Source organism: Pseudarthrobacter sp. AG30 (assembly GCF_003116525.1).
Taxonomy (GTDB): domain Bacteria; phylum Actinomycetota; class Actinomycetes; order Actinomycetales; family Micrococcaceae; genus Arthrobacter.
The window spans coordinates 110611-123963 of sequence record NZ_QEHL01000002.1 but is presented as its reverse complement, the minus strand read 5'-3'; the positions used below and the strand labels follow the sequence as shown (position 1 = coordinate 123963).

General features: G+C 65.7%; 12 protein-coding genes, 1 tRNA gene and 1 pseudogene. 4 read left to right on the top strand and 10 right to left on the bottom strand.

Annotated features, from left to right (window positions below; genetic code table 11):
• Positions 1 to 104 precede the first annotated feature (104 nt).
• Together DC347_RS02250 and DC347_RS02245 are read right to left on the bottom strand one after the other, a co-directional pair.
• Positions 105 to 186 (bottom strand) — tRNA-Tyr (locus DC347_RS02250).
• A 171-nt stretch (positions 187 to 357) separates the two neighbouring features.
• Positions 358 to 612, bottom strand: coding sequence for a hypothetical protein (locus DC347_RS02245; RefSeq protein ID WP_026264315.1), 255 nt, complete (start codon positions 610 to 612; stop codon positions 358 to 360).
• A 185-nt stretch (positions 613 to 797) separates the two neighbouring features.
• Between DC347_RS02245 and DC347_RS02240 the strand changes: the two genes are divergently transcribed.
• The gene (locus tag DC347_RS02240) at positions 798 to 1289 is read left to right on the top strand and encodes a YajQ family cyclic di-GMP-binding protein (RefSeq protein ID WP_018760541.1); all 492 of its coding nucleotides are present in this window, start codon (positions 798 to 800) and stop codon (positions 1287 to 1289) included.
• A gap of 47 nt (positions 1290 to 1336) precedes the next feature.
• Here the strand turns inward: DC347_RS02240 and htpX are convergent, their stop codons facing one another.
• Positions 1337 to 2203: a zinc metalloprotease HtpX gene (gene htpX, locus DC347_RS02235; protein ID WP_109044316.1), complete on the bottom strand. Its 867-nt coding sequence runs from the start codon at positions 2201 to 2203 to the stop codon at positions 1337 to 1339.
• A 28-nt stretch (positions 2204 to 2231) separates the two neighbouring features.
• Positions 2232 to 3503 carry an MFS transporter gene (locus DC347_RS02230; protein ID WP_109044315.1) on the bottom strand — a complete coding sequence of 424 codons (1272 nt, stop codon included), beginning with the start codon at positions 3501 to 3503 and terminating at the stop codon, positions 2232 to 2234.
• A gap of 106 nt (positions 3504 to 3609) precedes the next feature.
• Here DC347_RS02230 and DC347_RS02225 point away from each other — a divergent pair, with 106 nt between their 5' ends.
• The 3 genes and pseudogenes from DC347_RS02225 to DC347_RS02215 all read left to right on the top strand — a co-directional run bounded on the left by DC347_RS02225 (position 3610) and on the right by DC347_RS02215 (position 6375).
• Positions 3610 to 4095: a Fur family transcriptional regulator gene (locus DC347_RS02225; protein WP_018760544.1), complete on the top strand. Its 486-nt coding sequence runs from the start codon at positions 3610 to 3612 to the stop codon at positions 4093 to 4095.
• A 7-nt stretch (positions 4096 to 4102) separates the two neighbouring features.
• Complete coding sequence (locus tag DC347_RS02220) at positions 4103 to 5599, top strand: catalase (protein WP_018760545.1); 1497 nt, start codon at positions 4103 to 4105, stop codon at positions 5597 to 5599.
• Between the two features lie 140 nt (positions 5600 to 5739).
• A pseudogene (locus DC347_RS02215) lies at positions 5740 to 6375 on the top strand (DUF2461 domain-containing protein).
• Between the two features lie 11 nt (positions 6376 to 6386).
• On the opposite strand, the gene DC347_RS02210 reads toward DC347_RS02215, so the two are convergent.
• From DC347_RS02210 to DC347_RS02185, 6 genes are all read right to left on the bottom strand, one after another.
• Entirely contained in the window at positions 6387 to 7031 is a 645-nt protein-coding gene (locus DC347_RS02210; RefSeq protein ID WP_109044314.1) for a TetR/AcrR family transcriptional regulator, read from the bottom strand.
• A 78-nt stretch (positions 7032 to 7109) separates the two neighbouring features.
• Positions 7110 to 8669 carry an amino acid permease gene (locus DC347_RS02205; RefSeq protein ID WP_109044313.1) on the bottom strand — a complete coding sequence of 520 codons (1560 nt, stop codon included), beginning with the start codon at positions 8667 to 8669 and terminating at the stop codon, positions 7110 to 7112.
• Positions 8670 to 8842: 173 nt separating this feature from the next.
• Positions 8843 to 9250, bottom strand: coding sequence for a DUF779 domain-containing protein (locus DC347_RS02200; RefSeq protein WP_018760549.1), 408 nt, complete (start codon positions 9248 to 9250; stop codon positions 8843 to 8845).
• Complete coding sequence (gene adhP, locus DC347_RS02195; RefSeq protein WP_026264317.1) at positions 9250 to 10272, bottom strand: alcohol dehydrogenase AdhP; 1023 nt, start codon at positions 10270 to 10272, stop codon at positions 9250 to 9252. Before adhP ends, DC347_RS02200 begins: the two co-directional genes overlap by 1 nt.
• Before the next feature lie 45 nt (positions 10273 to 10317).
• Complete coding sequence (locus DC347_RS02190) at positions 10318 to 11841, bottom strand: aldehyde dehydrogenase family protein (protein ID WP_109044312.1); 1524 nt, start codon at positions 11839 to 11841, stop codon at positions 10318 to 10320.
• A 151-nt stretch (positions 11842 to 11992) separates the two neighbouring features.
• Positions 11993 to 13336, bottom strand: a complete 1344-nt coding sequence (locus tag DC347_RS02185; RefSeq protein ID WP_109044311.1) for a helix-turn-helix domain-containing protein — start codon at positions 13334 to 13336, stop codon at positions 11993 to 11995.
• Positions 13337 to 13353 lie beyond the last annotated feature (17 nt).

The window sequence follows — 13353 nt, the reverse complement described above, 5'->3', positions numbered from 1 at the left end:
TCGTGTCGACGACGGTCCGGCGCCGCTTCCGGGCGTCCTCCGGACCTGCCCGGAGACACGAAAAAGCCTCCGGAACCTGAAGGTTCCGGAGGCTTTTCCAAGGGTGGCAGATGAGGGATTCGAACCCCCGTAGGCGTTGCCAGCTGATTTACAGTCAGCCCCCTTTGGCCGCTCGGGTAATCTGCCGAACTTCAAAAGAAGTACCCGCCGATGCAGTGTTCGGAGCGTCCGTTTCCGGTCCGTTCCGCTTCCAGTAACCGCGGGCAAGACAACTTTACAGAACTTCCGGCGAAGAATCGAATCGGGCCCTGCAGCACCCATAATCCCCTGGAATGACGGGAAAAGACGCCCCCCCGGTCAGGCCTCACCCAGGATGCGCCCTGCGAGCTTGGCTTCGAAACTGAGCGCCTGCTCTGCGGTGATCTGGTTCAACTGCACCGCCCGCTGGAGGTCGGCCCGCACGCCGTCCATCCGCGAGGACGCGTCCGCCACCGGGCTCAAAACGATCGAGGCCGCCACCGCCGCAGCGGCCACCGAGGTTGCTGCCGTTGCCACCGCCCCGGCTGCTGCTGAGGTGGTCCGGGTGACGTAACGGGCGGCTTTGCGGTGCATGGTGTTCCCTTCGAGCATTTACAACTGCTCCAACTCTCGCCAGGGCGCCTTCGTTCCCGCGGTGCGTCCGCTGAGAGGGAACTGTGAATTCATCACCACCCCCGGGTGGGGCATCCGTATTAGGCTTGATGCCAGTGATCCCGGCCCTGTTACGCGCAGGGCTCCCATCAGGCAAAAGGAGAGTCATGGCAGGCGAGTCAACGTTCGACGTCGTAAGCAAAGTGGACAAGCAGGAAGTGGCCAACGCCCTCAACCAGGCCCAGAAGGAACTCACGCAGCGCTACGACTTCAAGGGCGTCGGCGCGGAGGTGGACTTCAGCGGCGAGAAGATCCTCATGAAGGCCAATTCGGAGGAGCGCGTGCTGGCCGTCCTGGACGTGCTGCAGTCCAAGCTGATCCGCCGGGGCATCTCACTGAAGTCGCTGGACACCGGCGAGCCCTACGCCTCCGGCAAGGAATTCCGCCTGGAAGCCTCCATCAAGGAGGGCATCGCCCAGGACCTGGCCAAGAAGATCAACAAGCTGATCCGCGACGAAGCCCCCAAGTCGGTCAAGTCGCAAATCCAGGGCGATGAGCTGCGCGTCTCCTCCAAGTCCCGTGACGATCTCCAGGCCACCATGGCACTCCTGAAGGACTTCGAGGAAGCCGATCTGCAGTTCGTGAACTTCCGCAGCTAGGCTGCCGCCGCAGGCGTTCCCTGCGCGCACATGCGTGCAGGGAGCGGCTACAGCTGACGGCCGGCCATCCGCTCGAGCCGGGCGATCCGGTCCCGCATGGGCGGGTGGGTGGCGAACAGCTTGTTCATGGCGCCCCCACGGAACGGGTTGGCGATCATCAGGTGCGAGGCGTTGACCAGGCGCTGGTCCTGCGGCAGCGGAGCAATGCTGACGCCGCGCTCAATCTTGGCCAGGGCTGAGGCAAGCGCCAGCGGATCGCCGGTCAGCTGCGAACCGTCCTCGTCGGCGTCGTATTCCCTGGTTCGGGAGATGGCCATCTGGATCAGTGACGCCGCGAAGGGCGCCAGCAAAGCCATGGCGATCATGGCCAGCGGGTTGGCGTTCCGCCGGTCTCCCCCGCCGAAGAACAGGAGCATCTGCCCCACCGAGGTGATGACGCCGGCGACGGCGGCAGCCACCGAGGAGGTGAGGATGTCGCGGTTGTACACGTGCATGAGTTCGTGCCCCAGCACACCCCGGAGCTCGCGGGCATCCAGGAGCTGAAGGATGCCCTCGGTGCAGCAGACGGCCGCGTTGCGCGGGTTGCGTCCGGTGGCGAACGCGTTGGGGTTCATGGTGGGCGAGACGTAGATGCGCGGCATGGGCTGGTTGGCGCGGGCCGAGAGCTCCCGGACAATCTGGTAAAGCTGCGGGGCCTGCGCTTCGGTGACCGGAAAAGCCTGCATGGACCGGATGGCGATCTTGTCGCTGTTCCAGTACCCGTAGAAGGTGGTGCCGACGCCGATCAGGGCCATGATCCAGATGGGGGCCGAGCTGCGCGTTCCCACCCCGATCAGGCCGCCGAGACCCAGCAGCACCGCCCACAGGACGCCAAACAGGGCCGCAGTCTTCAAGCCGTTGTGATGATTGTGCACGTTTCCTCCTCACTAAGGGAACGGTCCGCTAAGGTACCGGGTTCCGGGCGTCATACCGGCGGAATCCCGGCTGCAGCTGAGCCGCCAGCCAGGCGCCCGCGATGCACAACAGACCGCCGAGCAGCAGGACCCAGCCCTCATTCAAAATCCTAGTCGCGCCGCCGGCCAGCAGGTCGCCGATCCGCGGTCCGCCGGCCACCACCACGATGAAGACCCCTTGAAGCCGCCCGCGCAGGTGGTCCGGGGCGGCCGCCTGGAGAATGGTGTTGCGGAAGACGCTGCTGATGGAGTCCGCGATGCCGGCCAGGGCGCAGCAGACGGCAGCCGGCACCAACCACAGGGTGGCGCCGCCGCCCGGCGCCCGGCCGGCCAGCAGAACCACCAGCCCGAAGGCCCCGATGGATGCGCCCCAGCCCATGACGGAAACCACGACGGCGGTCCCCTGGCGGCGCACGCTGCCCAGCGGGCCGGAGAACAGCCCGGCAAGAAAGGCGCCGACGGCGGTGCATGCCAGCAGGATGCCCACGGTTGCCTCTCCGCCGCCGATCATCACGGCGGCAACGGCGGGCAGCAGCGCCCGCGGCTGGGCAAGGATCATGGCGATGAGGTCGATGATGAACGTCATGCGGAGGTTGGGCCGGGTGCCAAGGAACCGGAATCCCTCCACCACGGAGCGGATCCCCGCCTTGCGCTGGCCCCCGGTGGGCGCCATGGGCGGCAACCGGTACACAGCCCACAGCACAAACGCGAAGCTCACGAAATCGATGGTGTACGTCCAGCCGAAGCCCAGCCACGCGACAAGGAGGCCGGCCAGCAGGGGCCCGGCGGTCATGGCAAGGCCCAGGGAGAGCATGCTCAGGGCGTTGGCGGCAGGCAGGAGTTCCTTGCGGATGAGCATGGGGATGATGGCGCTGCGGGCCGGCTGGTTGATGGCCTGCGCCCCGCTCTGCAGTGCCACCAGCAGGTACAGCACCCACACGTTGCCCAGCTGCACCCAGGCCTGCAGGGCAATCAGGCCGGTGGTCAACCAGAGCACCGCAGTGGCCAGCAGGGCGATGCGCCGGCGGTCGTGCGCGTCCGCAATGGAGCCGCCCATGAGCCCGCCCACCACCAGCGGAACCAGCGCAAAGACGCCCAGCAGGCCAACATAAAAGCTGTCCTGGGTGAGCCGGTACACCTCGAGGCTTACGGCCACCAAGGTGAGTTGGCTGCCGACGGCGGATACCGCCGAGCCGAGCCAGAGCCGGCGGAATGCGGGGCTCTCCTTGAGCGGCGTCATGTCAGCAAGCAGTTTCCCCACCCTGCAACCCTAATGTCACCTGGACCGCCTGCCGTTCACCAGGAATTGGCGGGAGGTTAGCCGCGCCTTATTGCGATAAATTCAAAATAAGTGTTTGAATGGAGCCATGACGGAGCACTTTGACGGCCAGGACGCTTGGGCTGCGGCCCTGCGCGCCCACGGCCGCAGGGTGACCAAGCAGCGGCTCGCTGTGCTGGCCGCCGTCGAACGCCACCCGCATTCACCTGCCGAAAGCATCCTGGCCGCCGCCCGGGCCGAACTGCCCGAGCTGACGGCTCAGTCTGTCTACGTGGTCCTGGGCGACCTGACGGACCTGCACATGCTGCGCCGCTTCGAGCCCCCGCACTCCCCCGCGCTGTACGAGACACGCGTGGGCGACAACCACCACCACGCCATCTGCATCAGCTGCGGGCGGGTGGAGGACGTGGACTGCGCCGTCGGCCATGCCCCGTGCCTCACGCCCCACTGGAACCCTGACGCCAAGCCCATGACCATCCAGATCGCGGACGTCATGTACCAGGGCATCTGCCAGGACTGCCAGCGGGCCCAGCAACTTCCTCCCCATAGTCCCTCGCAAGAAAAAGAGAAATAGGAGAACAATGACTGCCGTTTCCACAACCCAGTCAGGTGCGCCGGTTACGTCCGACGCTCACTCGAAGTCAGTTGGTGCCGACGGTGCCATCATCCTGACCGACCACTACCTCATCGAAAAGCTTGCCCAGTTCAACCGCGAACGGGTTCCGGAGCGTGTAGTGCACGCCAAGGGCGGCGGCGCATTCGGCACGTTCAAGGCCACTGAGGACATCTCCAAGTACACCAAGGCCGCGTTCCTGCAGCCGGGCGCCGAGACCGAGATGCTGATCCGCTTCTCCTCCGTCGCCGGCGAGAACGGTTCACCGGACACCTGGCGCGATCCCCGCGGATTTGCCGTGAAGTTCTACACCACCGAGGGCAACTACGACCTCGTGGGCAATAACACCCCCGTCTTCTTCATCCGCGACGGCATCAAGTTCCCGGACTTCATCCACTCGCAGAAGCGCCTCCCGGGCACGCACCTGCGCGACGCCGACATGCAGTGGGACTTCTGGACCCTGTCCCCCGAGTCCGCACACCAGGTCACCTGGCTCATGGGTGACCGCGGCCTGCCTGCCTCGTGGCGCGAAATGCAGGGCTACGGCTCACACACCTACCAGTGGATCAACGCCGCAGGCGAGCGCTTCTGGGTCAAGTACCACTTCAAGTCCAACCAGGGCGTGAACTCCATGACCAGCGAGCAGGCTGAGCAGCTGGCCGGTTCCGACGCGGACTTCTACATCCGCGACCTGTCCGAGAACATCGCCGCCGGCAACTTCCCCTCCTGGGACCTGCACGTCCAGGTGATGCCGTACGAGGACGCCAAGACCTACCGGTTCAACCCCTTCGACCTGACCAAGGTGTGGCCGCACGGCGACTACCCGCTGATCAAGGTTGGCACCATGGAACTGAACCGCAATCCGGAGAACTACTTCGCGCAGATCGAGCAGGCCACCTTTGCGCCGTCGAACTTCGTCCCCGGCATTGCCGCCTCGCCGGACAAGATGCTGCAGGCCCGCATCTTCTCCTACGCCGATGCGCACCGCTACCGCGTGGGCACCAACCACGCCCAGATCCCGGTGAACCAGCCCAAGAACCAGGTCAACAACTACAGCCAGGACGGCGCCGGTCGCTACCTGTTCAACGCCCCGTCGGTTCCGGTCTATGCACCGAACTCCGTGGGCGGCCCCGCTGCGGTTGAGCCGCAGAACCCGGCCGGCGGCTGGGAGAACGACGGCGAGCTGACCCTTGCCGCGCACTCCCTCCACGCGGAGGACAGCGACTTCGTGCAGGCCGGTGCGCTGTACCGCGAGGTCTACGACGAGGCCGCCAAGGCCCGGTTCCTGGAGACCATCTCCGGTGCAGTGGGCGGCGTCAAGAGCGCCGACATCAAGGAACGGGCCATCCAGTACTGGACCAACGTCGACGCCGAACTCGGCGCCAAGCTGCGCGCCAACCTCGGCGCAGGGGATGCCCCCTCCGCTCCGACGTCGGCCGCAGAGTCCGCCAACAAGGTCGGCTAGTACCGCCTTCAGGCCCGCGGGCCACAGAACACCCCGTTCCCGGACTGCCGGGAACGGGGTGTTCTGCTGTCCGGCAGGTGTTTTTGCACATACGCCCACGGGATCTGGCCGGTTGCGGCAGGCAGTCCTAGGCTCCCTACATGAGCACTTTCGCAGGCATTCCACCCGAGGCCTTTGGCTTCTACGCGCAGCTGGAAGAGAACAACAACCGCGACTGGTGGCAGGAACACAAGGCGACGTATGAGCAGGCGGTGAAACAGCCGCTCACCGCCCTTCTCTCCGAGCTGGAGCCCGAGTTTGGCCCCGCCAAGCTGTTCCGTCCCAACCGGGACATCCGCTTTTCACTGGACAAGTCGCCGTACAAAACCGCCCAGGGAGCATACGCCGCACGCCAGGAAGGCGTCGGTTTCTATCTCCAGATCAATGCGGACGGACTGTTGATCGGCGGCGGCTAACATTCCCACACCCCTGCCCAGCTGGCCCGGTTCCGATCGGCCGCCGACGCTTCCGCAAGCGGGTCCGCGCTGCAGGACATCGTGGATGCCGTGACCGGAGCAGGTTTTGCCATTGAGGGCGAGAAACTGAAGACCGTCCCGCGGGGTTTCGCGAGAGACCACCCCCGCGCCGAGCTCCTCAAGCACAAATCGCTGTCCGCCGGGGTCGAGGTAGGCCAGCCGGGGTGGGTTTCCACACCGGACGCCAAGGCTGAGATTGAAGAACGGTGGCGGAAACTCCGTCCGCTCGTAGAGTGGGTGGGCCGCTACGCAGCCCCCTGACACCCTCCGGCCTATGGTGCTGCGGGGTGCTGTGCTGCCGGATGCTGTGCTGCGGGGTGCTGTGTTGCGGCTTCGAGGCGCGTCTCGAGGTTGTTGAAGAACACGGCCAGCATGAGTTCGAAGGCTTTGGTGGCGGCATCGGGCTGGTTCATCACCACGAAATCGAACTGCAGGCCGTAGAAGGTGGACGTAAAGAGCCTGGCATCGGTGTCCGCGTACTCTTCGGGAATGCCCTGGACCATCAGCCAGTCGCGGGTCTTGTGGTGCAGCAGGCGGAAATGCTCCTGCGCCGTGCCCCGGGGCGTGGCAGCCACAATGTCCTGCGCCGTGGCCTCGAATTCGAGCCGGGTCAGGTGCCGGTTCCGCTGGGCCATGGTCCACTGCCACGAGTCGAGCAGGAATGCCCGCCACGCGTCCCGGTCAATATCGCGGACATCGGTATTGCGCATCCGGTCCAGGCGCGACTCGATGGACACCACGATGTCGTTGATCAATTGTTCCCGGCTGCCGAAGTGGTACACCAGCGTGTAGGAGCTCATCCCCAGGCCCTCGGCGAGGCCCCGGAAGCTCAGCTCGGCCAGGGTCTTGTCCATCAGGTAGTCAAGGATGGCAGCGAGCAGTTCAGTTTTGCGTTCTGAACGGGAGGGACGTGCCATACCTCCATCCTAGGAGCCGGAAACGCCGCTGCCCGCCCGGCAGGAGCCGGGCGGGCAGTTCTTGCGGGTGAAGGGACCTTAGGTCCGGGACAGCTCGTCCTCGTCATCTGACGCATCAGCTGCCTCTGCGGTGCCGGGACGGCTGTTGACGGCCGCGTTGGCTTCAGCGAAGCGCTCGTTGAGCCGCGAGTGGCGCTGGCCGTAGGCAAAGTAGATGGCCAGGCCGATGACCAGCCAGATGGCAAAGAAGATCCAGGTCTCCACGGCGAGGTTGGTCATGAGGTACAGGCACAGGACGGCGGAGACAACCGGCAGCACCTTGCCGAACGGGACACGGAAGGCCGGCTTCAGGTCCGGGCGCTTCTTGCGGAGCACCAGGATTCCCAGGCTCACCACCACGAACGCGGAGAGCGTACCGATGTTGATCATTTCCTCCAGCAGGTCCACGTTGGTAAGGCCCGCAACAAGGGCTACCGCGGCGCCGCAGATGATCTGGAGGCGCGCCGGCGTCGAACGCTTTTCGCTGGTCTTGGACAGGGCCCGGGGCAGCAGGCCATCGCGGCTCATGGCGAGCACCACGCGGGACAGGCCCATGAGGAGCACCATGATCACGGTGGTCAGGCCCACCAGGGATCCGAAGGCGATGACCTTGGCGGCCGACGTGTCGCCGACCGCCTCGAAGGCGGTGGTGAGGGTGGGGCTCTTGGCCTCGGCCAGCTGGGTGTAGGACACCATCCCGGTCAGCGCCAGTGACACCAGGATGTACAGCAGCGTGACCAGGGCCAGGCCGCCGAAGATGCCCCGGGGAAGGGTCTTCTGCGGGTTCTTGACTTCCTCGGCCGAGGTAGCCACCACGTCGAATCCGATGAAGGCGAAGAACACCAGGGCGGCACCGGCGAAGATGCCCAAGGTGCCGTACTGGGCCGGGGCAGCACCGGTAAGGAAACCGAAGAAGGACTGCTTCAGCACATCCGCGCCGCCGGTGCTTGCGGTGGGCTCTGCCGCGGGAACGAACGGGGTGTAGTTTTCAACCTTGACATAGGTGAAGCCCACCACGATCACGAAGAGCACCACGCCGATCTTGATCATGGTGAAGATGTTGCCAACCCGGGCGGAGAGCTTGGTGCCCAGGACCAGCAGCACGGTGAAGATGGCCACGATCAGGAAGGCACCCCAGTAGAGGTCCACGCCGCCCAGGGAGATGGCGGGCGGAATGTCGGCCCCGGTGAGAGCGAAGACCTTGCTGAGGTAGATGCCCCAGTATTTGGCGATCACGGCGGCGGCGGTGAACAACTCCAGGATCAGGTTCCAGCCGATGATCCAGGCAAGGAGTTCGCCCATGGTGGCATACGTGAAGACATAGGCCGAACCGGCCACGGGGATGGCGGTGGCGAACTCGGCGTAGCACATGATGGCCAGCGCGCAGGTGACGGCGGCGATGGCGAAGGACAGCGTGACGGCGGGGCCGGCGAAGTTCGCGGCAGCCTTGGCGCCAACGGAAAAGATGCCGGCGCCCACTGCAACGGCGACGCCCATGATCATAAGGTCCCAGGTGCTGAGGGAGCGCTTGAGCTTGCGTCCGGGTTCATCGGCGTCAGCGATCGATTGCTCGATTGATTTTGTCCGCAGAAGATTCATTGGGGGTCACAATCCTGGTATGTGATGGAAACAGACCTATCAACGATAGTGTCCATCCACTGGACGGTCCCAATTGTCCCGAATAGTGAGACGGCCAAAAGCCCGAACTATATTCCGCCAACGCATCCGGGGCCCTCCTGATGGAGAGCCCCGGAGCATCTTGGCCGAACTTCCTAGACGGGCCAGTCCATCAGGGTTGAGCGGATCAGGAAGCGTTTGCCCTCGGGCGCCTCCACGGAAAAGCCGCTTCCCCGGCCCGGAACAACGTCGACAGTCAGATGCGTGTGGCTCCAGTAATTGAACTGTTCCCGGGACATCCAGAACTCCAGGGGCAGGGGCTGCACTCCGTCCGACAGGTCGAACAGCCCCAGCAGGACGTCCGAATCCCCGGTGATGAAATCCCCTGCCGGGTAGCACATTGGCGAGGACCCGTCACAGCAGCCGCCCGACTGGTGGAACATGAGCGGACCGTGCCGCTCCCAGAGCATCCGCAGGAGGTCCACGGCCGCGGGTGTGAGCGCCACCCGGGAGAAGTCTTCCCCGGGCAGCGTCACGGCGGCCTCAAGCCCATGGATAGGCATCAGAACTTCAGCACCACGCGGCCGTCGATCTTGGCGTGCTTCATCTCGTCGAACACGGCGTTGACCTCGGAAAGCTCCCGCACGGAGACCGTGGGGTGGATCTTCCCCCGGGCGTAGAAATCCAGGGCTTCCGCCAGATCCTGCCGGGTGCCGACGATCGAGCCGCGGACCGTCAACCCCTTGAGCACAATGTCGAAAATCGGCGCCGGAAAGTCCCCAGGCGGCAGACCGTTGAACACGATGGTGCCACCGCGGCGGGCCATCCCGATCGCCTGCCCGAACGCTGACGGGTGCACCGCAGTAACCAGGACTCCATGGCAGCCTCCTGTTTCCCGTTGGATCACTTCCGCCGGGTCTTCATGCAAGGCGTTCACCGTCACTTCGGCGCCGTGGGTCTTGGCCAAGGCGAGTTTGTCATCGGCGATATCCACCGCGGCGACACGCAGGCCCATGGCCACTGCGTATTGGACGGCGATATGGCCCAGGCCACCGATGCCGGAGATGGTGACCCATTGGCCCGGCGTCGCCTCGGTCATCTTCAGGCCTTTATAAACGGTGACGCCGGCACAGAGCACCGGCGCCACCTCGACGGGGTCGGATCCCGCCGGTATGCGGGCCGCGAAGCGCGAGTCCACGAGCATGTACTCCCCGAAAGAGCCGTCCACGCTGTAGCCGCCGTTCTGTTGCGACTCGCACAGTGTTTCCCAGCCGGTGCGGCAGTACTGGCAGTCGCCGCAGGCGGACCAGAGCCAGGCGTTGCCCACGAGGTCGCCGAGTGCGAGGTCGGTGACGCCCTCGCCCAGGGCCACCACTTCGCCCACACCTTCATGGCCGGGAACGAACGGCGGAGTGGGCTTCACCGGCCAGTCGCCCTCCGCGGCGTGCAGGTCCGTGTGGCAGACGCCGGTGGTGAGCACCTTGACCAGTGCCTGCCCGGGCCCGGGCACCGGAACGTCGATGTCGTGGACGGACAGTTCGGTGCCGAATTCGGTTACTACTGCTGCTTGCATTGTCGTCGTCATTGGCGAAATCCTTGCGTCGTTGTAGTGGAGGTGGTGCGGCTGGGCCTAGAAGAAGCCCAGCTTGTTCTCGTCGTAGCTGACCAGCAGGTTCTTGGTCTGCTGGTAGTGGTCCAGCATCATGGCGTGGTTTTCCCGGCCGATGCCGGAGGACTTGTACCCGCCGAAGGCGGCACCGGCCGGATAGGCGTGGTAGTTGTTGACCCAGACGCGTCCGGCCTGGATTTCCCGGCCGGCGCGGTAGGCCACGTTGCCGTTGCGCGACCATACGCCGGCGCCCAGGCCGTAGAGGGTGTCGTTGGCGATGCCCATGGCGTCGTTGAAGTCGCTGAACCTTGTCACGGCCACGACGGGCCCGAAGATCTCCTCCTGGAAGATCCGCATCCTGTTGTGCCCCTCGAACACGGTGGGCTGGACATAGAAGCCGCCTGCCAGGTCGCCCGGCAGTTCGGCACGGGCGCCGCCGGTGAGGATCTTGGCGCCTTCCTGCTTTCCGATGTCGATGTAGGAGAGGATCTTCTCCAGCTGGTCGTTGGAGGCCTGGGCGCCCACCTGGGTTTCGGTGTCCAGCGGGTTGCCCTGGATCATCTTCTCCACCCGCGCCACGGCATCGGCCATGAAGGACTCGTAGATGTCTTCCTGCACCAGGGCGCGGGACGGGCAGGTGCAGACCTCGCCTTGGTTGAAGGCGAACAGGGCGAAGCCCTCCTGCGCCTTGTCGTAGAAGGCGTCGTTCTCCTGGGCGACGTCGTTGAAGAAGATGTTGGGGCTCTTGCCGCCCAGTTCCAGGGTGACGGGGATCAGGTTCTGGCTGGCGTACTGGCTGATGAGCCGCCCGGTGGTGGTTTCACCGGTGAACGCGATCTTGCGGATCCGGGAGCTGGAAGCCAGCGGCTTGCCGGCCTCCACCCCGAAGCCGTTGACCACGTTGATCACGCCCGCGGGCAGGAGGTCGCCGATGAGTTCCATCAGGACCAGGATGGAGCTCGGTGTCTGCTCGGCGGGCTTGAGCACCACGGTGTTGCCGGCCGCGAGCGCGGGGGCCAGCTTCCAGACGGCCATCAGGATGGGGAAGTTCCAGGGGATGATCTGGCCCACCACGCCGAGCGGTTCGTGGAAGTGGTAGGCGGTGGTGTTGTCATCCAGCTGGGACAGGCTGCCTTCCTGGGCCCGGACGGCCGAGGCGAAGTACCGGAAGTGGTCCGAGGCCAGCGGAAGGTCTGCGTTGAGGGTTTCGCGAACCGGCTTGCCGTTGTCCCAGGTTTCGGCGACGGCGAGCATTTCGAGGTTTTCGTCGATGCGGTCCGCGATCTTGTTCAGGATGGCGGCCCGTTCTGCCACGGAGGTCTTGCCCCAGGATGGTGCCGCCTTGTGGGCCGCGTCCAGCGCCAGCTCGATGTCTTCGGCGGTGCCGCGGGCCACCTCGCAGAAGGCCCTGCCCGTGACCGGGGTGATGTTTTCGAAGTACTGGCCCTTCACCGGGGCAACCCATTCGCCACCAATCCAGTTCTCGTACCGGTCCTTGAAGGTGACCTTCGAACCGTCGGTTCCTGGCTGTGCGTAAACGGTCATTGCTTAGCTCCTTTGCTGTGCAGGAGGCCGGCCCGCTGGGGGCCCGCCGATGCCTACAGCGTAGGAGCCGGGAGGTTGCAGCCAGGTTGCAACGGTGGTTGAGGTTGCCGAACCCCGGTTTCGACGAGCTCAACCATCGGGTGGCCGGGTTTCAGGCGCGGAGCTCGGCTTCCAGCCGTTCAAGATCAGCGACGACGGCGGCCCGCTTGGGTGAGCGCGGCGGCAGGAGGCGGAGTGCGGCACGGCGGATGCCGACGTCGTCAGCTGCCTCGGGAAGCGCGGCGAACTTGAGCAGGGACTCGGCGCTGCCGTCCGTCAGGACCGCCTCACGGAGCAGGGACGACACCTTGTTCCTGAGGTCCACGACACCGGGGGCCTCGGAGCGGGGCAGCACCGCGCCCCGGTAGATCTCCAGCGCAATCCGGTGGGCTCCGCGCTGCAGGCAGCTGAGGACCTGGCCGGTATCGGCCACGATGTCCACCGGAAGCCGGTAGGGACGCGAGCCGGGGACGGCCTCGGGGCTGAGCTGCTGAATCACCTTGCGCAGGCGCACCATCTCGGCCCGGAGCGTCATGGTGGAGCCCTCCCCCGGGTACAGCAAAGAACTGAGTTCCTCGGCGGTGAGCCCGTCCGGATGCATGCACAGCAGGGCAAGGATTTCGCTGTGCCGGGCGGACAGGGCAACCGTCTTTCCTCCGAGGCTGAGGAGTGCCTGGTCGCGGCCCAGCAGCTGCAGGCTGTTCCGGTAGAGGCTGCCTCCCGTGGCACCGCGGCCCTGCCCGGCCGCCGCAGCCGGGCTCCGGCGTCGGACGGGTTTCCTTGCCAGTTCTGCCGCGTGCTGCAGGCGCTCCACCCGCAGTTGCGCCTGCGCGGCCGCTACCGTTGCTTCGACCAGCGACAAGGTGTGCGGCGCCACCGCGGTAGCCGTCCCGGTGATGTCCACGACGCCGAGGACAGCTCCCGAGTCGGGGTCGTGGAACGGAACGGCGGTGCAGCTCCAGGGGTGGACGGCGCGCTGGTAGTGCTCTGCGCCGGAGATCTGGATTCCCCTGCCCAGGGCGAGTGCCGTTCCGGGTGCGCTGGTGCCCACGCTCGCTTCGGACCAGTTGGCGCCGGCGACGAACATCATGCCTTCAGCCCGGCGCTGGAGCGCGGGATCGCCGTCCACCCAGAGGAGCCTGCCCACTTCGTCCCCGACGGCCACCAGGAGCCCGCTGTCGTGGCTGGGTTGCACCAGCAGTTTGTTGATGACCGGCATGATCGCGGCCAAGGGGTGCCGGCGGCGGTAGTCCTCCAGTTCATCCCAGTCGAACGCCAGGGGCGCGGCGGCGTTGTCCGGGTTCGCTTTGAAACGGGCGGACCGCAGCCAGGATTCGCGGATCAGGGCGCGCAAACCGGGTATTTCAGGGGTGGCGTCAGCGAACGCATGGTCCAGGCGCTCGTGTCCGGCCAGCGCGGCACGCTGGCGCGGTTCAGGCTGGATCAGGTTCGTCATCGAACTCCCGGAAAGCG

Bases quoted from the DNA above. Each gene is read 5' to 3' on its own strand.
- DC347_RS02245 (WP_026264315.1), bottom strand. From the start codon at position 612: ATGCACCGCAAAGCCGCCCGTTACGTCACCCGGACCACCTCAGCAGCA.
- DC347_RS02240 (WP_018760541.1), top strand. From the start codon at position 798: ATGGCAGGCGAGTCAACGTTCGACGTCGTAAGCAAAGTGGACAAGCAG.
- DC347_RS02225 (WP_018760544.1), top strand. From the start codon at position 3,610: ATGACGGAGCACTTTGACGGCCAGGACGCTTGGGCTGCGGCCCTGCGC.
- DC347_RS02220 (WP_018760545.1), top strand. From the start codon at position 4,103: ATGACTGCCGTTTCCACAACCCAGTCAGGTGCGCCGGTTACGTCCGAC.
- DC347_RS02210 (WP_109044314.1), bottom strand. From the start codon at position 7,031: ATGGCACGTCCCTCCCGTTCAGAACGCAAAACTGAACTGCTCGCTGCC.
- DC347_RS02205 (WP_109044313.1), bottom strand. From the start codon at position 8,669: ATGAATCTTCTGCGGACAAAATCAATCGAGCAATCGATCGCTGACGCC.
- DC347_RS02200 (WP_018760549.1), bottom strand. From the start codon at position 9,250: ATGCCTATCCATGGGCTTGAGGCCGCCGTGACGCTGCCCGGGGAAGAC.
- adhP (WP_026264317.1), bottom strand. From the start codon at position 10,272: ATGACGACGACAATGCAAGCAGCAGTAGTAACCGAATTCGGCACCGAA.
- DC347_RS02190 (WP_109044312.1), bottom strand. From the start codon at position 11,841: ATGACCGTTTACGCACAGCCAGGAACCGACGGTTCGAAGGTCACCTTC.
- DC347_RS02185 (WP_109044311.1), bottom strand. From the start codon at position 13,336: ATGACGAACCTGATCCAGCCTGAACCGCGCCAGCGTGCCGCGCTGGCC.